The 23,097-nt window shown below is 66.7% G+C and carries 24 protein-coding genes; 17 read left to right on the top strand and 7 right to left on the bottom strand.

Annotated features, from left to right (window positions below; translation table 11 throughout):
- Window positions 1-102 precede the first annotated feature (102 nt).
- Window positions 103-963 carry a LuxR C-terminal-related transcriptional regulator gene (locus LPH33_RS22255; RefSeq protein ID WP_059384693.1) on the top strand — a complete coding sequence of 287 codons (861 nt, stop codon included), beginning with the start codon at window positions 103-105 and terminating at the stop codon, window positions 961-963.
- Here the strand turns inward: LPH33_RS22255 and LPH33_RS22250 are convergent, their stop codons facing one another.
- Both LPH33_RS22250 and lppU read right to left on the bottom strand, forming a co-directional pair.
- The gene (locus tag LPH33_RS22250) at window positions 964-1,743 is read right to left on the bottom strand and encodes a 3'-5' exonuclease (protein ID WP_229566130.1); all 780 of its coding nucleotides are present in this window, start codon (window positions 1,741-1,743) and stop codon (window positions 964-966) included.
- 107 nt (window positions 1,744-1,850) lie between these two features.
- Window positions 1,851-2,435, bottom strand: a complete 585-nt coding sequence (gene lppU, locus LPH33_RS22245; RefSeq protein WP_041803464.1) for an LppU family putative lipoprotein — start codon at window positions 2,433-2,435, stop codon at window positions 1,851-1,853.
- A gap of 58 nt (window positions 2,436-2,493) precedes the next feature.
- Between lppU and LPH33_RS22240 the strand changes: the two genes are divergently transcribed.
- The 8 genes from LPH33_RS22240 (at window position 2,494) to LPH33_RS22205 (ending at window position 10,430) form a co-directional block, all read left to right on the top strand.
- On the top strand, window positions 2,494-3,558 hold the full coding sequence (locus LPH33_RS22240; protein WP_229566128.1) for an ATP-dependent DNA ligase: 1,065 nt from the start codon (window positions 2,494-2,496) through the stop codon (window positions 3,556-3,558).
- 1 nt (window position 3,559) lies between these two features.
- The gene (locus LPH33_RS22235) at window positions 3,560-4,612 is read left to right on the top strand and encodes a DNA polymerase domain-containing protein (protein ID WP_039585290.1); all 1,053 of its coding nucleotides are present in this window, start codon (window positions 3,560-3,562) and stop codon (window positions 4,610-4,612) included.
- 117 nt (window positions 4,613-4,729) lie between these two features.
- Window positions 4,730-5,281: a DUF6764 family protein gene (locus LPH33_RS22230; RefSeq protein ID WP_006553684.1), complete on the top strand. Its 552-nt coding sequence runs from the start codon at window positions 4,730-4,732 to the stop codon at window positions 5,279-5,281.
- A 106-nt stretch (window positions 5,282-5,387) separates the two neighbouring features.
- Window positions 5,388-6,647, top strand: a complete 1,260-nt coding sequence (locus tag LPH33_RS22225; protein WP_229566127.1) for a serine hydrolase domain-containing protein — start codon at window positions 5,388-5,390, stop codon at window positions 6,645-6,647.
- A gap of 92 nt (window positions 6,648-6,739) precedes the next feature.
- Window positions 6,740-6,964 (top strand): dodecin, encoded by a 225-nt coding sequence (locus LPH33_RS22220; RefSeq protein WP_006553682.1) that lies wholly within the window; start codon window positions 6,740-6,742, stop codon window positions 6,962-6,964.
- Between the two features lie 125 nt (window positions 6,965-7,089).
- The gene (locus tag LPH33_RS22215) at window positions 7,090-8,766 is read left to right on the top strand and encodes an FAD-dependent oxidoreductase (RefSeq protein ID WP_071935822.1); all 1,677 of its coding nucleotides are present in this window, start codon (window positions 7,090-7,092) and stop codon (window positions 8,764-8,766) included.
- Window positions 8,767-9,113: 347 nt separating this feature from the next.
- A complete protein-coding gene (locus tag LPH33_RS22210; RefSeq protein ID WP_229566125.1) occupies window positions 9,114-9,413 on the top strand; it encodes a hypothetical protein in 300 nt (99 codons plus the stop codon).
- A gap of 48 nt (window positions 9,414-9,461) precedes the next feature.
- Entirely contained in the window at window positions 9,462-10,430 is a 969-nt protein-coding gene (locus LPH33_RS22205; protein ID WP_229566124.1) for an MsnO8 family LLM class oxidoreductase, read from the top strand.
- Window positions 10,431-10,456: 26 nt separating this feature from the next.
- On the opposite strand, the gene LPH33_RS22200 is transcribed toward LPH33_RS22205, so the two are convergent.
- A complete protein-coding gene (locus tag LPH33_RS22200) occupies window positions 10,457-10,894 on the bottom strand; it encodes a PaaI family thioesterase (RefSeq protein WP_094979989.1) in 438 nt (145 codons plus the stop codon).
- A 57-nt stretch (window positions 10,895-10,951) separates the two neighbouring features.
- Window positions 10,952-12,289 carry a wax ester/triacylglycerol synthase domain-containing protein gene (locus tag LPH33_RS22195; RefSeq protein WP_229566122.1) on the bottom strand — a complete coding sequence of 446 codons (1,338 nt, stop codon included), beginning with the start codon at window positions 12,287-12,289 and terminating at the stop codon, window positions 10,952-10,954.
- Window positions 12,290-12,429: 140 nt separating this feature from the next.
- Here LPH33_RS22195 and LPH33_RS22190 point away from each other — a divergent pair, with 140 nt between their 5' ends.
- The 6 genes from LPH33_RS22190 to LPH33_RS22165 all read left to right on the top strand — a co-directional run bounded on the left by LPH33_RS22190 (window position 12,430) and on the right by LPH33_RS22165 (window position 18,621).
- On the top strand, window positions 12,430-13,059 hold the full coding sequence (locus LPH33_RS22190; RefSeq protein ID WP_019290804.1) for a hypothetical protein: 630 nt from the start codon (window positions 12,430-12,432) through the stop codon (window positions 13,057-13,059).
- 211 nt (window positions 13,060-13,270) lie between these two features.
- Window positions 13,271-14,212, top strand: coding sequence for a L,D-transpeptidase (locus tag LPH33_RS22185; protein WP_229566121.1), 942 nt, complete (start codon window positions 13,271-13,273; stop codon window positions 14,210-14,212).
- Window positions 14,213-14,327: 115 nt separating this feature from the next.
- Window positions 14,328-15,254, top strand: coding sequence for a carbohydrate ABC transporter permease (locus LPH33_RS22180; protein ID WP_193902679.1), 927 nt, complete (start codon window positions 14,328-14,330; stop codon window positions 15,252-15,254).
- Window positions 15,251-16,144, top strand: a complete 894-nt coding sequence (locus tag LPH33_RS22175; protein ID WP_006553672.1) for a carbohydrate ABC transporter permease — start codon at window positions 15,251-15,253, stop codon at window positions 16,142-16,144. Before LPH33_RS22180 ends, LPH33_RS22175 begins: the two co-directional genes overlap by 4 nt.
- 18 nt (window positions 16,145-16,162) lie before the next feature.
- The gene (locus LPH33_RS22170) at window positions 16,163-17,497 is read left to right on the top strand and encodes an ABC transporter substrate-binding protein (protein ID WP_269065936.1); all 1,335 of its coding nucleotides are present in this window, start codon (window positions 16,163-16,165) and stop codon (window positions 17,495-17,497) included.
- A gap of 11 nt (window positions 17,498-17,508) precedes the next feature.
- A complete protein-coding gene (locus tag LPH33_RS22165) occupies window positions 17,509-18,621 on the top strand; it encodes an ABC transporter ATP-binding protein (RefSeq protein ID WP_024102124.1) in 1,113 nt (370 codons plus the stop codon).
- On the opposite strand, the gene LPH33_RS22160 is transcribed toward LPH33_RS22165, so the two are convergent.
- The 3 genes from LPH33_RS22160 to LPH33_RS22150 are packed head-to-tail and all read right to left on the bottom strand — an operon-like array spanning window position 18,587 to window position 20,212.
- Window positions 18,587-19,075, bottom strand: coding sequence for an SRPBCC family protein (locus LPH33_RS22160; protein ID WP_024102123.1), 489 nt, complete (start codon window positions 19,073-19,075; stop codon window positions 18,587-18,589). The genes LPH33_RS22165 and LPH33_RS22160 overlap by 35 nt on opposite strands.
- A 3-nt stretch (window positions 19,076-19,078) precedes the next feature.
- Entirely contained in the window at window positions 19,079-19,420 is a 342-nt protein-coding gene (locus LPH33_RS22155) for an ArsR/SmtB family transcription factor (RefSeq protein ID WP_229566120.1), read from the bottom strand.
- A 30-nt stretch (window positions 19,421-19,450) separates the two neighbouring features.
- Window positions 19,451-20,212 (bottom strand): DeoR/GlpR family DNA-binding transcription regulator, encoded by a 762-nt coding sequence (locus LPH33_RS22150; protein WP_064060819.1) that lies wholly within the window; start codon window positions 20,210-20,212, stop codon window positions 19,451-19,453.
- Between the two features lie 206 nt (window positions 20,213-20,418).
- Here LPH33_RS22150 and fgd point away from each other — a divergent pair, with 206 nt between their 5' ends.
- Both fgd and pgi read left to right on the top strand, forming a co-directional pair.
- Window positions 20,419-21,423 carry a glucose-6-phosphate dehydrogenase (coenzyme-F420) gene (fgd, locus tag LPH33_RS22145; RefSeq protein WP_065995763.1) on the top strand — a complete coding sequence of 335 codons (1,005 nt, stop codon included), beginning with the start codon at window positions 20,419-20,421 and terminating at the stop codon, window positions 21,421-21,423.
- A gap of 20 nt (window positions 21,424-21,443) precedes the next feature.
- Window positions 21,444-23,096 carry a glucose-6-phosphate isomerase gene (pgi, locus tag LPH33_RS22140; RefSeq protein ID WP_229566119.1) on the top strand — a complete coding sequence of 551 codons (1,653 nt, stop codon included), beginning with the start codon at window positions 21,444-21,446 and terminating at the stop codon, window positions 23,094-23,096.
- The last annotated feature ends 1 nt before the right edge of the window (window position 23,097 follow it).

Below are 23,097 nucleotides of genomic sequence, written 5' to 3'. Positions count from 1 at the left end.
CTGTGATCGTCGCAACACCGGACGATGTGCAGGTTACGAATCGTGGAACTGGCCCCTCTACCCTCGAAAGTGGGTGTTCGGAGGGAAGAGCAGGAGCAATCGATGGATGTCGCTGTGCCGGGTGTGCTGCGTCCCGACGATCTCGACACCCTCCGCGCCACGCTGCGCGACCTCAAGGCGACGACGGAACTGCCAGTGCTCTTCGGTGGCGCGGTGCAGGGCTCGGACGTCGTCCTGTCCGGATTCGTCGGAACGCGCGGTCGTGTCCTGCGCAATCTGGTGATCGCCGCCGAACGCGGACTCGGCGGGCGGGTGGTCGTCGAACAACGTCCCGGCGCGGTCGCCGACTACTTCACCTCCCCGCACATCACCCACCACTACGACCGGCAGGTCGCCGGTGAGGGAATCGAGTCGTTGCTCGCCGTGCCGGTCGTGGTGCGCGGACGCACCCGGGCGGCGATCTACGGCGGGCTGAGGGTCAATCGGCCCATCGGCGACGTCGTGGCGGAGAAGGTCGTGCGGTCGGCCGCGGAGCTCGCGCGGGAGATCGAGATCCGCGACGAGGTGGACCGTCGCGTGTCGCTGATCGGGAACACGCGGGCCGCGCACGGCACCACCGTGCCTGCCGCCGTTTCCGAAGCGCTGACGGAAAGCCTCGTTGCGCTGCGGGCGATCGCGGCGCGGACCGATGATCCGTCGATCAGGGAACAGGTACGGACGGTCGAGGAGACCTTGGCCCGGGCGCGCGACGGCGCATCGCAACCGCGGACGCATCTGACCGCGCGCGAGCACGACGTGCTGAGCCATGTGGCGCTGGGTTGCCGCAACGCGGAGATCGCCGACCGGTTGTCGCTGAGCGTAGAGACGGTGAAGACCTATCTGCGCAACGCCATGGACAAGCTCGACGCGCGCAGCCGGCACGAAGCCGTGGTCGAAGCGCGCCGGCAGGGTCTGCTTCCCTGATCAACCCCGGCGCAGTCGCCGGAAGAACTCGCGGATCGCGCGCAGCGCGCGTCGGAACCTCGTCTCGATCACGGGACGTTCGAGGACGTCGGTGCCCACCGGCGTGGGGAGCCGGACGGGCCAGCTGTCGTCGACGTCGACGACCTCGCGACCCAGCCCGCGCAGGTACTCGGCGAAGCTGCGTTGCCGCTCGGCGTGCCAGGCGGCCTGATCGGCCATGATGTCGAGTTCGGCGAGCTCGGGGAATCTCGCCACGAGGGCGCGGGTCAGGTGGCCGGCGGCGAGTGCGTCGGCCTCGGCCTCGTGCGGATTCGGCAGCGACACCCCGTACGCCTCGCACACCGCCTGCAGTGTGCGCCTGCCGGGACGGCTGCGGTCCATCTCCCGGTCGATGACGTACGGGTCGACGACCGTGCCGATGTCGAGCCCCGTAAGGCCGAGCCGGCGTCCTTCGGCGTCGAGAACCGTCAGGTCGTAGCTGGCGTTGAACGCGACGACGATGTGGCCGCGCGCCCACGCGTCGCTCACGGCCTGCCGGATCTGCTTGTATCCCTCGAGATAGTCGAGTCCTTCGGCGCGGGCGTGGGCGGTGGTGATGCCGTGGATCGCGGTGGTCTCCTCGGGTATCGCGATACCCGGGTCGAGCAGCCACGAGCGTGTGCCGATGCGGTCGCCGTCGAAGGTCGCGACGCATGCCGTGACGATGCGGGCGTTGCGGGGATCCCGGTCGGTGGTCTCGAGATCGAACGCGCAGATCGGTCTGTCCGGCCAGTGCGTCATGTTCCGTCCTCGCGTCCGTCGGATGATGATCTGTCGAACGCATTGTTGCGGGAGGCACCGACATGCTCCGTCGCGGCCGCGACGGGCATCCGCAGAAGGAGAGAACCTCAGATGGTGTCGGTGCAGACCACGAAGTTGCGTTCCCGGTACACGAACCCACCCTCGGACGTCGAGCAGGCGTTCACGTCGGAGGTGTCGAGCAGGATCTCGGTGACCTCCTCGCCCTGGACCGCGGGCTCACCGCAGTCGATGCGCTGCGGATCCTCGCCGCCGAGGTCGATGCAGTCGCCCACCACCCAGTCGATGTCGAGACACAACGCGCCGACCTCGATGCCGCCGAAGGACTCGTAGTAGGTCTGGTCGATGTCGCCGGGGCACATGGCACTGGCATCGACGACGTCGACGACCTTGTAATTCGAGCTCGGGCTGCCGCACACCGCGTAGTCGATGGTCGCGTCGTCGACCGTGCCACCGAGCGCGACGCATTCGCCGGCTGCGACGTCGACGCTCAATTCGGTCGACGACGACGCCGACGGGGTCGTGGTGGGTAGGGAGAAGGACGGCGCCGTGGACGTGTCCAGGGCGTTCGCGGCGGGCACGGCCTGCCCTTCGACCTGGGTCGCGCATCCTCCAAGCACCCCTGCTGCCGCCAACGCCACCGCGGCACCGGCCGCCCCTCGGAGAATGTTCATGGTCGAAGAGCCTACGGAAGTGCTGCCGGTACCCGTACAGGGTGGAACGATGTGCCGCATGGACCTGCCTGTGGTGCCGCCGATCGCCCCGATGCTCGCCAAGGTCTCCTCCACCGTCCCCTCCCAGCCCGAAGACGGTCCCGACGAGTGGTCCTACGAACCCAAATGGGACGGTTTCCGGGCGATCGTCTTCCGCGACGGTGACGAGGTGGTTCTCGGCTCGCGCGGAGGCAAGGACCTCGTGCGCTACTTCCCGGAACTCGCCGACGCCGCGCGCGCCGAACTGCCCCGCAGGTGCGTGGTCGACGGGGAGATCGTCGTCCCGCGCGAACACGACGGCCGCACCCGACTCGACTGGCAGGCGCTGTCCGAGCGGATCCATCCGGCCGCCAGCCGGGTCACGATGCTCGCCGAGCAGACACCGGCCGTGTTCGTCGGTTTCGATCTGCTCGCTCTCGGCGACGAGAATCTCATGGAGACCCCGTTCGCGGAGCGGCGCGCGCGGCTGCGGTCCGAGATCGGCGGGGGTAAGAGCTGTCATGTCACGGTGGCCACGACCGACACCGATACCGCCCGCCGCTGGTTCGAGGAGTTCGAAGGGGCCGGCCTCGACGGCGTGATCGCCAAGCGACTCGACGGGCTCTATGTGCCCGACAAGCGGGAGATGCTCAAGCTCAAACATGCCCGCACCGCCGACTGCGTCCTCATGGGCTACCGCATGCACAAGAGCGTCGAGGGCATCGGGTCGTTGCTGCTCGGGCTCTATCACGACGGCGAACTTGCGATGGTCGGCGGAGCCTCGGCGTTCACGCGGGAGCGGCGCGAGGAACTGCTCGCCGAACTGCAACCGCTGCGACTCGGGGACGACGTCGTCGAGCAGGGCGAACCGACGCGGTGGCGTTCGGCGGTGGACCGCAGCTGGGTGCCGTTGCGTCCCGAACGTGTCGTGGAGGTCGCGTACGACCAGATGCAAGGTGTGTCGGGAGCGGGGATGCGGTTCCGGCACGCAGCGAAGTTCCTGCGGTGGCGTCCCGACCGTGACCCCGAGAGCTGCACGTTCGACCAGCTCGAGGTGCCGGTGCGCTACGACCTGTCGGATGTGCTCGACCGGACGGAGGACTGACATGGCCACGAAGCGTTCGCCCGCGGAGGAGTTGGACGTCGACGGCACGCCCGTGCGGTTGTCGAACCCCGACAAGATCTACTTCCCGCAGCTCGGCGCCGCAGGTGGCACGAAGCGGCACCTCGTGGAGTACTACCGCAGGGTCGCCACCGAGTTCGACGCACCGATCCTGACGGCTCTGCGCGATCGGCCGACGCATCTGCAGCGCTTTCCCGACGGCATCGAGGGGGAGGAGATCTATCAGAAGCGGGCACCGGTCAAGCGACCCGACCACGTGGCGACCTGCGAGATCACGTTCCCGTCGGGGCGTACCGCCGATGCGCTGCGTGTGTGTTCGGCCGCCGACGTGGTGTGGGCGGCCAATCTCGGGTGCGTGACCTTCCATCCGTGGCCGGTGCGCTGCGGCGACACCGACCGTCCCGACGAATTGCGCATCGACCTCGACCCGCAACCGGGAACCGATTTCGGCGACGCGCGGGCCGTGGCGCTGGAGGTCGTGCGCCCGCTTCTCGACGAACTGGGACTCGCCGGATATCCCAAGACGTCCGGTGGGCGGGGACTCCACATTTATCTGCGGATCGTGCCCGAATGGGATTTCGTCGGAGTCCGTCGTGCGGGGATCGCGCTCATGCGTGAGATCGAGCGGCGCAGCGACGGGCGGGCGACGACGGCGTGGTGGAAGGAGGAGCGCGGAGAGCGGCTCTTCCTCGACTACAACCAGAACGCGCGCGACAAGACGATCGCCTCGGCCTACTCGGTCCGTCGCACCCCGATCGCGACCGTCTCGACTCCGCTGACCTGGGACGAGCTGGTCGACGCCGAACCTGACGACTTCACGATCGCCACGGTGCCGGATCTGCTGGCGAAGCGCGGCGATCCGATGGCGGATCTCGATGCGCATGCGCACTCGCTGGACGTTCTGCTCGAGATGGCCGAACGGGACGAGGCGAACGGTATCGGCGACCTGCCGTATCCGCCGAATCACCCGAAGATGCCGGGGGAGCCGAAGCGCGTCCAACCGTCCCGCGACACCGACCGGGCAAAGGACACGTGAACCGGAACGTTCGGGGAATCGCGTCCCTGTCGTGACCTCGAGTATGAGTCCTCCCGAGGTGCGAGTCCATAAACTGTCCGAGAGAACAGTCACTCGAGGTTCGGAAGGGTCGATGTCGTGATTCGTTCGTGGGCGTCCGGTCGGGTTCTCGGCGTCGGGGCAGTATTCGCTGCCGCCATCGGGGTCGGTTTCCTCATTCCTCAGACCGCGTCCGCGGCCACGACGTGCACGGCACCGCCGGGTGCCCCGGCCGAGATCGTGCAGATCGACGGGGGCGAAGCGTGTGGTGCGTCCACCGACGGCACCGCCGAGGCGTGGAGCTATGCCGAGCGGGGCGTGGGATTCGCCGATGCCCGCAGTGCCGCACAGGTGGTGGCCGCCGGATTCGACGGCGGTGTCGGCGCCGGGGAAAGCACGTCGGGACGGCTGTTCGCGATCGGCGTGGGGGAGGAGGCCCTGGCGCTCGGTGTGCTCGAAAGTCCGGGCACGGCGGTCGTCGCCGCGGGTCCGCAGTCGCAGGCCTATGTGGGCGACGCCGACGATCCGGTGTTGTGCGAGGGCACGGCGGCGGCCGCGTTCGAACTCGAGGCCGCACGCGGGTGTGTCGTGCTGGGCGACTTCCGGTACTTCACTCCTGGCGCGCAGACGCCGCCGTCGCCCCTGCCGTAGATTCGGCGCGTCTCGCCGGGATCCTCGACAGACAGACTGTACGTAAACCCTTCCTTTACGTTCCGTGTCGTCGTAGCCTGTCGCACATGCCGATGGAGGTGTCGCGATGACGACCGGAGCAGTCTTCGAACCTGCCGGGGCGACAGCGTCGTTCGCACCGGTGCACGTCCCGGGGCGGATCGACGCCCGGCCGGGCCCGGCGGCGCCGACCGAGATGGTCGTCGATCCGCGATTCCTGCGGCTGGCCGACGCGTTCTTCTCGCTGTACAAGCGGCCCCGGGACGGCGGCGGCGCACTCACCGCCTATCTCCACGGTGAGAAGGTCCTCGACATCTGGTCCGGCTGGTCGGCCCCCGACAAGCGGTGGAGCCGCGACACCATGGCGTTGTCGTTCTCGACCGGCAAGGGCGTGGCGTCGACCGTCGTGCACCGTCTGGCCGAGCGCGGAGTGATCGACTACTTCGCGCCCGTTGCGCAGTACTGGCCGGAGTTCGCCGCGAACGGCAAAGATGACATCACCGTCGCGGACGTCATGACCCACCGATCCGGCCTGCACCGGGTGCGCGGTCTGGTTCCGGGGACGCGCGGGATCCTCGACTACGAGACGACCGTCGCGGCGCTCGAGCAGGCGGCACCGGATCGACGGCGGCGACGCGGCTCGGGCTACCACGCCGTCACCTACGGATGGCTCGTCGCCGAACTCGTGCAGCGAGTGACCGGTCTGCCCTTCGTGGAGGTCGTGGAGCAGGAGATCGCCCGGCCCCTCGGCGATCCCGATTTCTGGTACCGCGTGCCTCACGACGAACGGGGCCGTATCGCGAAGCTCTTCCCGCGGCTCGCCCCGGTCGGCCTGCACTGGGGTGCGAGCGCCGCGGTCCTGTCGCGACTCGAACCGACCCGCGGTCTCGCCGAGGCCGCGATGCCCGACGGCTTCGACAGGCTCGTCGGCGACCCGGCCGTGCACGACTCGGTGATGCCGGGCTGGAACGGTGTGTTCACCGCCCGCTCGCTCGCGCGTATGTACGGGGCGATAGCCGCCGGCGGGACGATCGACGGCGTGAAGTTCCTCGACGCCACCACGATCGACGAGATGTCGCGCGTGCGGGTGCGCAGCCGGGACTACGTGCTCGGTGTGCCGATGGCGTGGCGGCTCGGCTACCACCAGCCCATCTTCGCGAGCATCCAGCGTCCGCGCGGTGCGCTCGGGCACTACGGAGTGGGTGGCTCGGGGGCGTACGCCGATCTCGACACCGGTCTGTCGCTCGCCTTCGTCACCAACCGGCTCGGTGCCGGCGCGATCCCGCTCGGGGACCTGCGTCTGGCGCGGCTGGGCGAACTCGCCCGGTCGCTCGCGCGTCGTGACTGAATCTTTCTGTCATTTTCGTGGTTCCGGGGACGGGGGTCCCTCGAGGGCGGGACGATCCGAATCGGAGCATCGTCGATTCGAGGAGTTCAGCCATGAGCCATGTCTACCGGGTGATCGAGGTCGTCGGATCGTCGACGACGGGAGTCGACGACGCGATCGCGAAAGCGGTGGCGCGAGCAGCGGAGACCACGCGGCATCTCGAGTGGTTCGAGACGGTCAACATCCGGGGCCACATCGACGACGGCCGGGTGGCCCACACGCAGGTCACTCTCAAGATCGGTTTCCGCATCGAATCGAGCGCCGAAACGGACATCTGAGGCACCTCGACAGCCGGAAATTCGATGATATGGTTATGAGAACGTGGTTCTCGACCGAAACTGGAACGTGTACTAGTCTGAGGCCCGTTCGTTGTCCGGAATCGGCACTGTAGGCAGGTACAACTGTGGCTTATGTAATCACCCAGGCGTGCTGCAACGACGCCTCGTGTGTCGAGGTCTGCCCGGTCAACTGCATCCACCCGACACCCGACGAAGCACCCTTCGCGACCACGGAGATGCTCTACATCGATCCCGACACGTGCATCGACTGCGGGGCCTGTGTCGACGAGTGCCCGGTGGATGCGATCGCCGCCGACAACGAACTCACGCCGGCGCAGGAGCCGTATCTCGAGATCAACGCCGAGTACTACCGTCGCTACCCGATCGGACCGGACTGGCCCGAGCTGCGCACGCGCCGCAAGCTGCCCGCCGAGCTGGGCACGCTGCGGGTGGCGATCGTCGGCTCGGGTCCTGCGGCGTGCTATGCCGCGATGGATCTGGTGACGCACTCGGCGGTGCAGGTCGACATCTTCGACCGCCTGCCCACCCCCTACGGGCTCGTGCGTGCCGGTGTGGCCCCCGATCATCAGAGCACCAAGGGAGTCGGCGACCTCTTCCGCAGCGCCATCGGCCACAAGAACACCCAGTGCTATTTCAACGTCGAGGTCGGCACCCACATCACCCACGAGGAACTGCTCGCGCACCATCACGCCGTGATCTACGCCGTCGGTGCCGCAGGCGACCGCACGCTGGGCATCCCGGGAGAGGACCTCGTGGGCAGCCGCGCCGCGACCGAGTTCGTCGCCTGGTACAACGGACACCCTGATTTCGCCGACCACACCTTCGATCTGTCGGCCGAACGCGCGGTGATCATCGGCAACGGCAACGTCGCCCTGGACGTCGCGCGAGCCCTGGTGATGGACCCCGACGAGCTCGCGCGCACCGACATCGCCGAGCACGCGCTCGAGGCGCTGCGGAAGTCGAACATCCGCGAGGTCGTGGTCGTGGGCCGGCGCGGCCCGGCGCAGGCCGCCTACACCAACCCGGAGCTGCTCGCGCTCGGCTCGCTGCCCGGTGTCGATGTGGTCGTCGACCCGGTCGAGGTCGAACTCGACCCGGTCAGCCGCGCGCTGATCGACGATCCGGAGGTCGAACCCCGCCTGACGCTCAAGGTGCGGCAGGTCGAGGGCTTCGCGCAGCGCACTCCCACCGAGGGCAACAAGCGGATCGTGCTGCGCTATCTCGCCTCGCCGGTGGAGATCTCCGGCGACGGTGTTGTCGAATCGATCACCCTCGAGCGCAACGAACTGGTCGAGGTCGACGGCCGTCTCGAGGCCCGCCCGACCGGACAGACCGAAATCCTCGAGGCGGGATTGGTGCTGCGTTCGATCGGTTACCGCGGCACCGCGCCGGCCGGTCTGCCCTTCGACGAGCGGCGCGGGGTCATCCCGAACGAGGGCGGCCGGGTGATCGACGCCGAGGCCGGAGCACCGGTGCCCGGTGTCTACACCGCCGGTTGGATCAAGCGTGGTCCCAGCGGCGTGATCGGCACCAACAAGCAGTGCTCTGCCGAAACGGTCGAGAAGATCCTCGACGATTTCGTCGAGGGCAAGCTGCCCGAGCCGGTCGCCGATCGGGAGAAGTTGGCGGCGCTCGTCGCCGAGCGGCGTCCGGAGCACATCGATTACCGGGGCTGGCTGCAGATCGACAAGCAGGAGAAGGCCCGCGGATCGGCGGCGGGACGCTCGCGCCTGAAGTTCGTCTCGATCGAGGAGATGCTCGCAGCGTCGCGGATCGAGTAATCCCGTCCGGTGGCGCGAACCCGGACCCATGGCTCAGCACTCCCACCCGGCGGTCGCTGCGTCGGGCCGATGGATCGATACCGACGGGATCCGCTACCCGTCCGGCGACACCCACGCATGGACTTGGCGGAGCTGGGTGAACACGGAGTCGTCCCGTGTCGTCGCTGCACGGCGGCCACCCGCAACGACCGGCCGCGGTGGACCCGGAAGAACCCGCGGCCGTGAGCAGTTCGACCCTGCCGCGTGGGGTGGCATTGTCCAGTACGTCGGCACCTCCCATTCGGCACCGAAACGAAATCGGACATAATTGGCTTTATGTTTCGGCAGGAAATGACATGAGGACTCCGATGGGTGATCACGTATCGGATCTGTGTCTGTCCTGCGGTCGTGCCGGTTGCACCCAGCTCCACCACCGGTCCCTGACAGGGGCGATCGGCACCGGGCGCGTACTCGCCGAGATGGCGATCCGAGCGGGTGATGCCCGCGACCAGGTCGTCGCGGTCGGAGACGCGATCGCCGATCTCCTACTGTACCTCGCCGATGCACACGGTGTCGCCGCGGCGCAGAAGGCCTCGGAGCACGGGCAACTCCACTTCCACGGGGACTGGATCGCAGCCGGACGCGTTTGGGGTCCCGAAGATCCCTGACCTGCAGGGAAGATCCGGGACGGTCGCGGTGTTGAGACGACCGTGCAGGTGGCGTTGTCGTTGCTGGACCGCTCCCGGACCCGGGAGGGGCAGCCGGACGCTGCCGCATTGCAGCAGACCCTGCGTCGCGCCGAACTCGCCGAGGCGGCCGGCTACCACCGCTTCTGGGTGGCCGAGCACCACGCCGTCCCAGGCATCGCGTCGGGAGCTCCACCGCTGCTCATCGGCATGATCGCGGAGCGGACGAGCCGGATCCGGGTGGGATCCGGCGGCGTCATGCTGCCCAACCATCAACCGATCGTCGTCGCCGAACAGTTCGCGATGCTCGAAGCGATGCACCCGGGACGGATCGATCTGGGTGTCGGTCGTTCCCTCGGATTCACTGCGCCTGTGCGCGATGCGCTGCGGACCCACAAGGCCGACGCGGACGACTTCGCCGCCGACATCGAGGAACTGCGCGGTTATCTGCACGGCACCGCCGAAGTGACGGTGCGTCCTCGACTGTCCGAGCCGCCTCCGATCTTCGTCCTCGGCACCGGGCAGGGTATGCGGCTGGCGGCGCGTCTGGGCCTGCCCGTCGTCGTCGCCGGACCGCTTCTGCGGCAGGGATCGGAACCGTTCGACCGTTATCGCGCCGACTTCCGCCCGGCCACACCCGGCGCTGAGCCCTATGTTGTCGTCGGCCTGGACATCCTCATCGCCGACACCGAAGCCGAGGCTCGGGAGCTGCAGCTTCCGGAGGCCTGGGCGATGGCCGTCTCACGCGAAGAGGGGGCGTTCCCGCCGCTGTCCCCGATCGAGGAGATCCGCCGGCAGCCGATGACCGAGCGGCGCCGCCGCATCGTCGACGAGACCGCGAAGGGTTCGCTGGCCGGCACCGAGGATCAGGTGGCCGAAGGGCTCGAGAAACTGCTCGCCTCCACCGGGGCGAACGAGGTGCTCAGCTCCGCATCCACTTTCGACACCGACGCCCTGTACGACTCCGATGCGCGACTGGCGAGGATCTTCGGTCTCTGAACGGAGGGTGGAACAGATTGTCCCGCTCAACGATTCAGATCGATCAGGCGAGCACTGCCCTGCGCCGCCGCACACATCTTCTCCGTCCCGTCCTCGGTGACGGCGTAGATCTCGCAACGACACAGTGCCTGCCTGCGACTGGTGCTGACGATCGTGGCGACCGCGCGTAGGAGTGCGCCCCCGGCGGGCCGCAGGTAGTCGAGGCTCATGCCGGTCGTCACGATCGACGGCCCGAGGGCCGTGCCTGCGGCGAACGTGAGCGCATTGTCGGCCGCGTAGGCCAGAACACCTCCGTGCGCGAAGCCGAACTGCTGGAGCAGTTCCTCCCTGAGCGGTATTTCCAGGACTGCCCGGCCGCGCTCGTACTCGGTCAGACGGGCTCCGATCAGGACGCTGAACGGTTGCGATGCCAACACCTTCCGGGCATCGGCGAGGGTACGGATCTCGGCGATCTCCTCCGACATGCACATCAAGGTACTCCGCTCCTCGGTTCCCGACCGCCACATCGGAGCGGCCGGCAGTCACTGTGCGGAGGCGACGATCGAGCGGAACTGTTCGCGCAGGGCCTCCGTGAGGTCACGGTGTTCGGGGACGAGATCGGGGTCGACGACGACCGCCACGGTCAGCGTGCCGGCATAGGACAGGGCCGCGAAAGCGACCGCGACGTTGCCCGTGGTGACGATCATCGGCACCATCGACGCGACAGGCACTCCGGCAACGGTGAGCGTCGACGACGGTCCCGACAGGTCGGACAGGAACGAGTTGACCCGGCGCTGCCGGTCCACGAACCGGCGGAACGCCCTGACGGCCGCAAGGGCGCGGAAGACCGGACCCAGTAGTTCGGCAGACAGGCCCCGCACGTTCGCCTTCTGCAGTCGGGTCGTGCGGGAGACGGATACCGACCGGTGCTCCGGGGTCCCGTCCAGCGGTACCCGGACGGGCATGACGCCGACGCGATTGCCCAGTTGCCCACCCGTGGCAGCGGTGCGGGCGGAGACCGGCACCGAGATCATCAGCTCGGACGGGAACTCGCCGCGCTTGTGCAGGATGGTGGCGAGGGCGCCCCCGACGGCGACCAGCAGCACATCGTTGATCGTTGCGTCCCACTGCCGTCCCGCCCGACGGAGCGTGTCCAGATCCACCTCGACGGTCCTGAGCGCCAGACGAGACCCGATGGGCGCGTTCAACGAACACCGCGGGGCACGTCCGCCGGCGCCCCTCCCGAGTTCTGTCCATGCTGCAGGAAGACGTGCGACGGCTCGCGGTGCCCGGCGGAGCGCCCGCAAGTGACCGATTACATTGTCGTAGAACAACTCTCGTCTGGTTGGTTGCGTTGAAGCGCGCTGTTCGGGCATGGGCGGTGTGCTGTCCGTGCCGTCGACGAGATGCGCCAGGATCGACAGACCACCGATCCCGTCGGCCAGGACGTGGTGCAGCACCATCACCAACGCCGTGTGCCCGTTCGGGTCCGCGATGTCGGTGACGAGCAGCGCGCGCCACAACGGCTGCGATCGGGGCAGCGGCCGGGTAAGGGCGTCCGCGGCGAGCGTCAGTGCGGCGTCCCTGTCGCGGGGACCGGGGCACCGCACCTGGGAGAAGTGGGCATCGATGTCGAAGTGGGCGTCGTCGAGCCAGTAGGGACGCCCGAGTCCGAAGGCCGGCTCGATCAGGCATTGCCGCAGGCGTCGAATCCGGACGAGGCGTTCGGCGAGCACGGTCATCAGTGTCGTGGGGTGCGTCAGGTTCTCACCGGCGAAGAAGATCGCAGCACCGACATTCATGGGTACCCGTCCCACGTCCGAGACGAGTTCGATCAGGTCTCCGGGACCGATGCGGTCGATGCCGTTCGAGGCCGCCACCCTTCGAGGATGACAGACGCACGCTGTCCGTCTATTGCCTACGGCCGAGTAGGGGAGCAGTGTGAACACGGGTGGTTTCGGGTGGGGGGTCGCGCCGAAACGACCGGCGACGCCGCGTCGGCGCCGCCCTGAGGAGAGGGGTGCCGATCGTGTTTGCACGCTCCACCACAATTCATGCGCATCCGTCGTACATCGACGCCGGGATCAAGCACGTACGCGACATCGTGATGCCTGCCCTGGCGGACATGAACGGTTGCCTGGGGCTGTCCCTGCTGATCGACCGCGGCTCGGGCCGATGCATCGCCACCAGCTCCTGGCGGGACGAGGACGTGTTGCGCTCCAGCGAAGGCATGGCCCGCATGCTCCGGGACGAGGCGGCCCGGATGTTCCATGCCACCACGGACGTGGCCAACTGGGAGATCGCCGTCATGCACCGCGATCACCACTCGACCCGTGGGTCCTGCTGCAGTGTCACCTGGGTCGACATCGATCCCGCGCAGGTGGATCGCGGTGTGGACATGTGGAAGATGGCCGCGCTGCCGCGGATGGAGGAACTCGAGGGTTTCTGCAGCGCCAGCCTGATGCTCGACCGTGCCGGTGGTCGCGGGGTGACCTCGTTGACGTTCGACAGTGCCGAGGCGATGGACCGCACCAGAGCACATGTCGACGACATCCGCTCCGAGGTGACTCGGGCAGCAGGCGCCAGGGTGCTCGATACCGGTGAGTTCGAGCTCGTCATCGCCCACCTCGACGTCCCGGAAACGGTGTGACCGCGGGTCTGCGGCGCGGGTGATATCCGTTCACCCGCGCCGTGGCCGTCCGCATTCGTAATAGACCACTCGGTCCTTTGACCTGGGAAAACGCCGAGACCGTGCGCATTCGAATTGCCCGTCCGTAACCGTCCTGTGTCTAATGAACGGGTACGAGCACGCCGCGCAGGGGAAGTAAGGCGCGGCGCACCGCTGAACGATGGGTTGTGGAATGTTCGAAAAGCGAGCTTTGTCGAACGGTCGCCGCACGGGCCGCCGATCTGCGCGGATCGGTGCTGCACTCGTGGGCGCAGCCGCCGTGGCACTGGCCACCGCCGGTCCTGCGGGCGCGGCACCGCTGTGGCCCGGTGGGCCCGAGGTGCCGAGTGTCCAAGAGCTGATCGAAGGGCTCACGCCGCCCGGGGTGACGCCGCCGCAGCTTCCGCCCCAGCTCGCTCCCGAGCCGGCCGCCCCGTTCTCCGCTCCGTCCGTCAACCCGTCGAACGGGGAGACGGTGGGTGTCGCGCAGCCGATCATCGTCCGCTTCAACGAGGCCGTCGGAGATCGTGCAGCCGCCGAACGCGCCATCCGCATCACCACGCAGCCGCCCGTCGACGGGCACTTCTACTGGGCGTCGAACACGCAGGTCCGCTGGAAGCCGTTCGAGTTCTGGCCTGCGAACACCGCGGTGACCGTGAAGGCCGGCGACACTCAGTCGTCGTTCACCATCGGTGACGCTCTGGTGACGGTCGCCGACAACAACACCAAGACCATCACCGTCACCCGTAACGGCGAGGTCGTCCGCACCATGCCGACGTCCTTCGGCAAGCCCGGCCACGACACCCCGAACGGCACGTACATCGTCGGTGAGAAGTACCGCGACATGTACATGGACTCGTCGACCTACGGGGTTCCCGTCGACAGCCCCGAGGGATATCGCACCTACGTCGAGTACGCGACGCGGATGTCAAACAGCGGCATCTTCCTCCACGCCGCACCGTGGTCGGTCGGCGCGCAGGGCAACACCAACGTCAGCCACGGTTGCCTCAACGTGAGCACCGAGGACGGCAAGTGGTTCTACGAGAACGCCAAGAAGGGCGATCCGGTGATCGTGCAGAACACGGCCGGTGGAACCCTCAACGGCTGGGACGGTCTCGGCGACTGGAATCTCTGACACCGACGCACATCTCCGACGCCCCCTGCTTCCGGTTCGTAACGTTCGTCCGGAATAGCAGGGGGCGTCGCCCTTTCGTAACCCATGGTTCGTTCTGTCGGCACACACTGCTCCGGTGTCACCGAGTCCGGAACGAACCCTGCCGCAACACGAACGCGGCCTCCGCCACCGCCCGTGGCGCGATTACGCGCTCTTCGCGGCATTGGTCGGGCCCAATCTCGCGCTGTTGATCCTGTTCACCTACCGGCCTCTCGCCGACAACATCCGGCTCTCCTTCTTCGAGTGGAACATCGCGAGCCCGAACTCGACCTTCGTCGGACTCGCCAACTACCGAGAATGGTTCACGCGTCCCGACAGTTGGGAGATCGTCGGCAACACCATCGTGTTCACCGTGGCGACCGTTGCCGGTTCGATGGCACTGGGACTCGGGCTCGCACTGCTTCTGGACCGTAGGCTCCACGGACGCAATCTCGTCCGGTCGGCGCTGTTCGCACCGTTCGTCATCTCCGGTGCAGCCGTCGGAATCGCCTTCCAGTTCGTCTTCGATCCGAACTTCGGTCTGGTGCAGGACGTCCTGACCCGGGTGGGACTTCCGACGCCGGACTTCTACCAGGACCCCAACTGGGCGTTGGTGATGGTGACCCTGACGTACATGTGGAAGAACCTCGGCTACACCTTCGTCATCTATCTCGCTGCACTGCAGGGACTCCGGCCCGAGTTGAGCGAAGCCGCCGCCATCGATGGTGCCTCCCGGGGGACGACCTTCCGGCGCGTCGTCCTTCCGCAATTGCGGCCCACCACCTACTTCCTGTCGATCACCGTGCTGCTCAATTCGTTCCAGGTCTTCGACATCATCAACGTCATGACTCGTGGGGGTCCGTTGGGGACCGGCACGACCACGATGGTCTACCAGATCTACGACGAGTCGTTCCGCAACTTCCGTGCCGGCTACGGCGCCACCGTTGCCACCATCATGTTCCTGGTACTGCTCGCGGTGACCGTTTACCAGGTGCGCATCATGGACCGAGGAGGTCACTCGTGACCGCTGTCGCGGAGAAGTCTGTCGTGCACCTGGTCGCACCCGCGGACGAAACGCGTTCGCACCGAAGACGAGAGCGCGCCGTCACGGCTTTGGCCTATGTCGCCATGGTGCTCGTGCTGCTGGTGGTGGCTCTGCCCTTGTACTGGATTGTCGTGACATCGTTCAAGGAGCGGCCCGACATCTACACGCTGCCGGTGACCTGGTGGCCGAGCGTCTTCCATCCGCAGAACTACACGGAGGCAACCGAATCTGTGCCGTTCGGGTTGTTCCTGCGCAACTCGATCGTCATCACGACGATACTGGCGACGGTGAAGTTCGTCCTCGGAGTGTTCAGTGCGTTCGGTCTCGTGTTCCTGCGGTTCCCCGGCAAGAACATCGTCTTCCTCGGCATCATCGCCGCGCTGATGGTGCCGAACCAGATCACCGTCATCTCCAATTATGCGCTCGTCGCGGACTGGGGTTGGCGCAACACCTTCCAGGGCATCATCGTGCCGTTGGCAGGCGTGGCCTTCGGAACGTTCCTCATGCGCAACCATTTCCTGTCCATTCCGGCCGAGATCATCGAAGCCGCACGGATGGACGGAGCGGGCCCGTTCCGGCTGCTGTGGCGCGTGGTCCTCCCCGTATCCGGCCCGACCATGGTCGCGTTCGCGCTCATCACCGTCGTGAACGAGTGGAACGAGTATCTATGGCCGTTCCTGATGGCCGACGACGCATCCGTTGCGCCGTTACCGATCGGGCTGACACAACTCCAGAACAACGACGGTGTCACGAACTGGGGTCCGGTCATGGCCGGCACCGTGCTCGCGATGCTGCCGATTCTCGTGATTTTCCTTGTGCTGCAAAAGCACATGATCAAGGGCCTCACCTCCGGTGCGGTCAAGGGCTGAATCCTCAGGGAGCTGGGAATGGACATCAGGAACATCGACAGGCGTCGTTTCCTCGGGCTGACCGGTCTCGTGGCTGCGAGCGCTGCGCTGACCGCATGTGCAGGGACGGGCGGTGGCTCGTCCCAGACTTCGGGAACGGGATCGGCATCCGGCGATGCATCGCGGATCAGCTTCTGGTCCAACCACCCCGGCAAATCCCAGGACGTGGAGAAGGAGCTGATCCGGCGGTTCCAGGACGCGAACCCGGGCATCACGGTCGATCTCATCGACGGTGGCAAGAACTACGAGGAGGTCTCACAGAAGTTCAACGCCGCGCTCTCCGGCGGCGACCTGCCCGACGTGGTCGTGCTGTCGGACGTGTGGTGGTTCAACTATGCGATCACCGGTGCGATCACCCCGCTCGACGATCTGTTCCGCGAGGTGGGAGTGGACACCGGCGACTACGTCGATTCCCTGCTCGCGGACTATCTCTACGAGGGGAGTCACTTCGCTCTTCCGTACGCGCGGTCGACTCCGCTGTTCTACTACAACAAGCAGGTGTGGCAGCAGGCCGGACTTCCCGATCGCGGACCCGACACCTGGGAGGAGTTCGACGAGTGGGGTCCCCGCATCCAGGGGGTGGTCGGCGACGGCAGGCTCGCGCACGGCTGGGGCAACGCCAAGGATTACCTCGGATGGACCTTCGAGGGCCCGATCTGGACCTTCGGTGGTGCCTATTCCGACGGATGGGACCTGAAGTTCACCGACGAGAAGACGATTGCGGCAGGTGAATTCCTGAAGCGCATGATCCACGACAAGAAGTACGCCGCGGTGACGACCGATATCGCGAACGACTTCTCCGCCGGTCTCATCGCCTCCACGATCGCGTCCACGGGAGACCTGTCGGGTATCACGCAGAACGCGTCCTTCGAATTCGGGACGGCCTTCCTGCCGGCTCCCGAAGGCGTCGCGGGATGCCCCACCGGTGGTGCGGGTCTGGCGATTCCGTCCGGCATCTCCGACGAACGCAAGCGCAATGCCCTGAAGTTCGTCGAGTTCGTCACCAACGGCGACAACACCGCGTACTTCTCACAGAACATCGGTTACATGCCGGTCCGGAAGTCCGCGGTGGACAACCCCGCCATGAAGGAGTACCTCGAGGACAACCCCAACGCACGGACCGCGGTCGACCAGCTGGCCGTCACGCGCTCCCAGGACTACGCCCGGGTGTTCGTCCCCGGTGGCGATCAGATCATCGGGACCGGCCTGGAACGGATCGCACTGCAGAACGCCGACGTCGCAACGACCTTCGCCGACGTGCAGCAGCAGCTGCAGGCGGTCGTCGACAGGCAGATCACCCCCAACCTGAAGTAGAAGGAACACCATTGGCTGCCATCGCCTTCCGCAACGTCACCCATCGGTATCCCGGTGCCGATCGTCCTGCCGTGGACCGACTGGACCTCGACATCGAGGACGGGGAATTCCTCGTCCTCGTCGGGCCCTCGGGATGCGGCAAGTCGACGAGCCTGCGCATGCTCGCCGGTCTCGAGGCGGTCGACTCCGGGCGCGTGGAGATCGGTGGTCGTGACGTCACAGGACTGCCACCGAAGGCCCGTGACGTCGCGATGGTTTTCCAGAACTATGCGCTCTACCCGAACATGACCGTGGCGGAGAACATGGCCTTCGCTCTGCAGAACGCGGGGATGAAGAAGGACGAGCGCACGGCCCGAGTGCTCGAAGCCGCCCGGATGCTCGAACTGGAATCACTGCTGGACCGCAAGCCCGGAAAGCTGTCGGGTGGTCAGCGTCAGCGTGTCGCGATGGGGCGCGCGATCGTCCGTCACCCGGCAGTGTTCTGCATGGACGAGCCGCTTTCGAATCTCGATGCGAAACTGCGGGTCAGCACCCGCGCGCAGATCGCCGAGTTGCAGCGTTCGCTCGGCACCACCACCGTGTACGTGACCCACGACCAGATCGAGGCGATGACGATGGGAGATCGTGTCGCCGTCCTGGAGAACGGCCGCCTTCAGCAGGTCGCGTCGCCTCGGAAGTTGTACGACGAGCCGGTGAACACCTTCGTCGCCGGGTTCGTGGGGTCGCCGGGGATGAACCTCGTCGAGGCAGCTGTACACGACGGGTACGCCGAACTCGGAGCGCTGCGAATCCGCGTTCCGCGTTCGGTGGATTCCGATCGCGTGGTGATCGGGGTCCGTCCGGAATCGTGGACGACCGTGGGGGCGTGGCGATCCGACTCCTGGTCGCTACGGACGGTCCTGGTCGAGGAACTCGGTGCCGAGTCGTTCGTGTACGCGGTGCCGAAGGACACCGTGGACGGAGATGCCGACAGGATCGTCGTCCGGTGGGATCGGCATGTGCCCGTCTCGTCGGGTTCCGAGATCCACGTGATCCCGAAACCCGACGAGGTGTACTTCTTCTCCGCACGGACCGGGGTTCGGCTCGGTGCTACTGCTCCGCTACCAATGCGTCGATCTGGTTGATGGCGGACGAGGCGCCCTCGACCACGCCCATGTCCAGAACCTGCTGGAGCGCTTCGGCGCTCTCGTAGGTGCTGACATAGGTTGCGCGCGTGCCGCCCTCGAACTCCTCGAAACTGTAGACGCACCGTGAGACGGGTAGTTCCGGCTTCGGGGTGAAGTCCGGCTCCGCGAAGCCGTCCAGGAACGAGAAGCCCGTCGGTTCGTCGACGGTCGTGATATCCCAGTAGCCGGCGTACTTCTCACCATCGGGGCCGGTCATGAAGTAGGTGGTACGGGTGCCGGGCTTCAGATTGTGGTCGACCACCGTCGCGGGGAAGGTCGGGGGTCCCCAGATCTTCTCCAGCTGACGGGGATCGGCGTAGACCTGCCAGATGCGGGACACCGGGGCGGCGAACTCCGCGGTGATGGTCAGGGTCGGCTGGTCGGAGTCGTGCCGGACGTCGGTTACAGGCATTTCTCAGCCTTCCTCGGAGGATTCGGATGCGATGAGTTCGTCGATGCGCGCGATGCGACCGCGCCAGAGCTGCTCCATCTCGGTGAGCATGGACGCCACCGACCGCACTGCCGCCACGTCACCACTGGCCAACTGCTTGCGACCGCTGCGTCGCTTCACGAGCAGACCGGCCTTCTCCAGCACGGCGACGTGTTTCTGTACTGCGGCGAAGGACATGTCGTAGTTCGCTGCGAGAGCGGACACCGAGTGCTCCCCGGCCAGGACGCGTCGCATGATGTCTCGTCGGGTCCGGTCGGAGAGCGCGTGGAACAGGGCATCGGCCCGGTCCTCGTCGCCTCCGCTCACATTCCAAATGTACAACCGAATGATTGTATGTCAAGAGTTCGAAGCGATCACGAGTCGGTCGCCGTAGGCTGCCCGCTTCTCCTCGTCGAGGCCGCCGTCGGTGACGATGCACGAGACCTCGTCGAGGCTCGCGACCCGGGCGAGCGCGCGCTCTCCGAACTTCGAACGATCCGCCACGACGATCGTCTTCTCGGCCGACCGGATCATCGCCCGCTTGATCGGGATCTCCAGCGTGTTGGTGTTGGTGATGCCGGCAGTGGGGTGCACGGCGTCGGCACCGAGGAACGCCCAGTCGGCCGAGTAGTCCGAGAGGAACTGCACGGCATGGTCGCCGACCAGGGTGTAGACCGAGCCGAGGAGCTCGCCTCCGGACACGAGAAGCCGGACATCGGGAAATGCCGCAACGTATTTCGCGATACGCAGGTCATTGGTGAGGACCGTCAGTGACGCCTTGTGTCGCAGTGCGACCGCTACCTCGTAGGTTGTGGATCCACTGTCGAGCACCACGCTGTCGCCGTCGGACACCATGGCGGCCGCTACCGCCGCGATCGCCACCTTCTCCTCACGGCGTACGTCCTTCTTGAGGGCGTACGGCACCTCGAGGCCCGCGCCCTCGACCGCTCGGGCGCCCCCGTGCGTGCGCTCGACCTTCCCTTCGCGGGCGAGCGAATCGAGGTCGCGACGGATCGTGGACGCGTCGACACCGAGATCGGCCGAGAGGGTCTTCGCATCGACATATCCGTCGGCGAGGATTCGGTGGAAGATTTCACGTCGCCGTGCGGTCGCTGACACGATTGCTCCTAGAGCTCTGGGCACTCGAATTTCTGGGTACTCGGACGTCGTGGTCGGGGGTCGGTGCACGACCATAACGCACGGGCGACACACCTTTGCGTGGATATTGACACTGTCTGCGCTCAGTGTGCATGATTTCGTGCAGGATTTGCGCGATAGTGCGTGATCGTTTCGCTGGCACCACGTTGTTCGGAGGTTGCACGGTAATGCTGAAGTTGGGATACAAGGCGTCGGCGGAGCAGTTCGGGCCGCGCGAGTTGGTGGAGTTGGGTGTGTTGGCCGAGGCGCACGGGATGGATTCGGCGACGGTGTCGGATCATTTCCAGCCGTGGCGGCACAACGGTGGGCATGCGCCGTTCTCGTTGGCGTGGATGACCGCCGTGGGGGAGCGCACCGAAAGGTTGCAGCTGGGCACGAGTGTGCTCACGCCGACGTTCCGGTACAACCCGGCGGTGATCGCGCAGGCCTTCGCGACGATGGGGTGTCTGTATCCGGGACGGATCTTCCTCGGGGTCGGCACCGGTGAAGCACTCAACGAGATCGCCACCGGCTACGCCGGCCAGTGGCCGGAGTTCAAGGAACGCTTCGCCCGGCTGCGCGAATCGGTGCGGTTGATGCGTGAGCTGTGGCGCGGAGACCGGGTCGATTTCGAGGGCGAGTACTACACCACCAAGGGCGCGTCGATCTACGACGTGCCCGAAGGCGGCATCCCGGTCTACGTCGCCGCCGGCGGCCCGGTGGTTGCTCGCTATGCCGGACGCGCGGGGGACGGGTTCATCTGCACCTCGGGTAAGGGCATGGAGCTCTACACCGACAAGCTGTTGCCGGCCGTCGCCGAGGGGGCGGAGAAGGCGGAGCGGGATGTCGCGCAGATCGACAGAATGATCGAGATCAAGATCTCGTACGACACCGATCCGGACAAGGCGCTGGAGAACACCCGGTTCTGGGCACCGCTGTCGCTCACGCCGGAGCAGAAGCATTCGATCGATGATCCGATGGAGATGGAGGCGGCGGCGGATGCGTTGCCGATCGAGCAGGTCGCCAAGCGGTGGATCGTGGCGTCGGATCCGGACGAGGCGGTCGAGCAGGTCAGGGCGTATGTCGATGCGGGGTTGAATCATCTGGTGTTCCATGCGCCGGGTCATGATCAGAAGCGGTTCCTGGAGTTGTTCGAGCGCGACCTCGCCCCGCGCCTGCGCGCACTGGCGTGACGAAAGACGTTGGCAGAAACATGGATACGGAAACACAGGATGTGACGACCACGGAGGCCTGGCGAGCCCTCGATGCCCATCGCGACGAGATCGCCGCGGTGTCCCTGCGGGAGCTGTTCGCGATCGAACCGCAGCGCGCGCAGGCGTTGACCTCGCACGCCGGGGATCTGGTGGTCGACTTCAGCAAACAACGTCTCACCGGTCGCACTCTCGAACTGCTCCTCCAGCTGGCGGAGCAGACGGGTGTGGCCGCGGCTCGGGAGGCGATGCTCTCGGGTGAGCACATCAACGTCACCGAGGATCGGGCGGTGCTGCACACCGCCCTGCGCCTGCCACGCGATGCGCAGTTGATCGTCGACGGGGTCGATGTCGTCGCCGATGTCCATGCCGTGCTCGACCGGATGGGCGAGTTCACCGACCGCCTCCGCAGCGGCGACTGGCGCGGCGCCACCGGGCAGCAGATCACCACGGTGGTCAACATCGGCATCGGCGGCTCCGATCTCGGCCCGGCGATGGTCACCCGCGCACTGCGGCGCTTCCACGACGGGCCGGCGACGCGGTTCGTCTCCAACGTCGACCCCGCCGATCTGACCGCGGCACTGGCCGACCTGGACCCGGCGACGACCGTGTTCATCGTCGCGTCGAAGACGTTTTCCACCCTCGAAACCCTCTCCAACGCCACCGCCGCCCGCCGCTGGCTCGTCGACGCCCTCGGTGAAGACGCCGTGGCGAAGCATTTCGTCGCGGTGTCGACGCACACCGAGCGGGTGGTCGAGTTCGGTATCGACCCGGCGAACATGTTCGAGTTCTGGGACTGGGTCGGCGGACGCTATTCGGTCGGCTCGGCGATCGGGCTGGCGGTGATGTGCGCCATCGGACGCGAGCGGTTCGCCGAGTTCCTCGCCGGCATGCACACCATCGACACCCACTTCGCCACCACCGCCCCGGCCCGGAACGCACCGTTGCTGGCGGGGGTGATCGGGGTGTGGAATGCGAGCATCCTCGGTTATCGGTCGCGCGCGGTGGTGCCCTATGCGCAGGATCTGGCGCGGCTGCCGGCCTATCTGCAGCAGCTGACCATGGAATCGAACGGCAAATCCGTGCGCGCCGACGGCACACCGGTGGCGTGTCCGACCGGGGAGGTGTTCTGGGGTGAGCCCGGTACCAACGGTCAGCACGCCTTCTTCCAGCTGTTGCACCAGGGCACCGAGATCGTCCCCGTCGACTTCCTCGGCCTGGCCCGTAGCGGCGACGACCTACCGGCCCGCGACGGGCAAACCTCGATGCAGGTGTTGTTGCTGGCGAACATGTTCGCCCAGGCCAAAGTGTTGGCCTTCGGGCGTGATGCCGACGAGGTCCGCGCCGACGGCGTCGACGAGGCGTTGGTGGCGCACAAGGTGATGCCCGGGGATCGGCCGTCGACGACGATCCTCGCCCCGGAACTGACCCCGTCGGTGGTCGGGCAGATCATCGCCTTCTACGAACATCAGACCTTCGTCCAAGGCGTCGTGTGGGGGATCGACTCGTTCGACCAGTGGGGCGTCGAACTCGGCAAGACCCAGGCCACCGCCCTGCAGACGGTGCTCGCCGGCGACGAGATCCCCGAGACCGGCGACGCGTCCACCGACCACCTGATCGAGGTCTACCGCACCCTGCGCGATGGAGGGAGATAGG

The organism is Rhodococcus sp. RDE2 (genome assembly GCF_020885655.1).
GTDB lineage: Bacteria > Actinomycetota > Actinomycetes > Mycobacteriales > Mycobacteriaceae > Rhodococcus > Rhodococcus pyridinivorans.
This window is presented reverse-complemented; position numbering and strand designations above follow the sequence as displayed.

What these genes read in the sequence shown, in the direction of transcription:
- LPH33_RS22160 (WP_024102123.1), bottom strand. Translation starts at nt 19,075, where the DNA reads ATGCCTGTAACCGACGTCCGGCACGACTCCGACCAGCCGACCCTGACC.
- LPH33_RS22210 (WP_229566125.1), top strand. Translation starts at nt 9,114, where the DNA reads ATGGGTGATCACGTATCGGATCTGTGTCTGTCCTGCGGTCGTGCCGGT.
- LPH33_RS22170 (WP_269065936.1), top strand. Translation starts at nt 16,163, where the DNA reads ATGGACATCAGGAACATCGACAGGCGTCGTTTCCTCGGGCTGACCGGT.
- pgi (WP_229566119.1), top strand. Translation starts at nt 21,444, where the DNA reads ATGGATACGGAAACACAGGATGTGACGACCACGGAGGCCTGGCGAGCC.
- LPH33_RS22250 (WP_229566130.1), bottom strand. Translation starts at nt 1,743, where the DNA reads ATGACGCACTGGCCGGACAGACCGATCTGCGCGTTCGATCTCGAGACC.
- lppU (WP_041803464.1), bottom strand. Translation starts at nt 2,435, where the DNA reads ATGAACATTCTCCGAGGGGCGGCCGGTGCCGCGGTGGCGTTGGCGGCA.
- LPH33_RS22240 (WP_229566128.1), top strand. Translation starts at nt 2,494, where the DNA reads ATGGACCTGCCTGTGGTGCCGCCGATCGCCCCGATGCTCGCCAAGGTC.
- fgd (WP_065995763.1), top strand. Translation starts at nt 20,419, where the DNA reads ATGCTGAAGTTGGGATACAAGGCGTCGGCGGAGCAGTTCGGGCCGCGC.
- LPH33_RS22255 (WP_059384693.1), top strand. Translation starts at nt 103, where the DNA reads ATGGATGTCGCTGTGCCGGGTGTGCTGCGTCCCGACGATCTCGACACC.
- LPH33_RS22200 (WP_094979989.1), bottom strand. Translation starts at nt 10,894, where the DNA reads ATGTCGGAGGAGATCGCCGAGATCCGTACCCTCGCCGATGCCCGGAAG.
- LPH33_RS22235 (WP_039585290.1), top strand. Translation starts at nt 3,560, where the DNA reads ATGGCCACGAAGCGTTCGCCCGCGGAGGAGTTGGACGTCGACGGCACG.
- LPH33_RS22220 (WP_006553682.1), top strand. Translation starts at nt 6,740, where the DNA reads ATGAGCCATGTCTACCGGGTGATCGAGGTCGTCGGATCGTCGACGACG.
- LPH33_RS22225 (WP_229566127.1), top strand. Translation starts at nt 5,388, where the DNA reads ATGACGACCGGAGCAGTCTTCGAACCTGCCGGGGCGACAGCGTCGTTC.
- LPH33_RS22185 (WP_229566121.1), top strand. Translation starts at nt 13,271, where the DNA reads ATGTTCGAAAAGCGAGCTTTGTCGAACGGTCGCCGCACGGGCCGCCGA.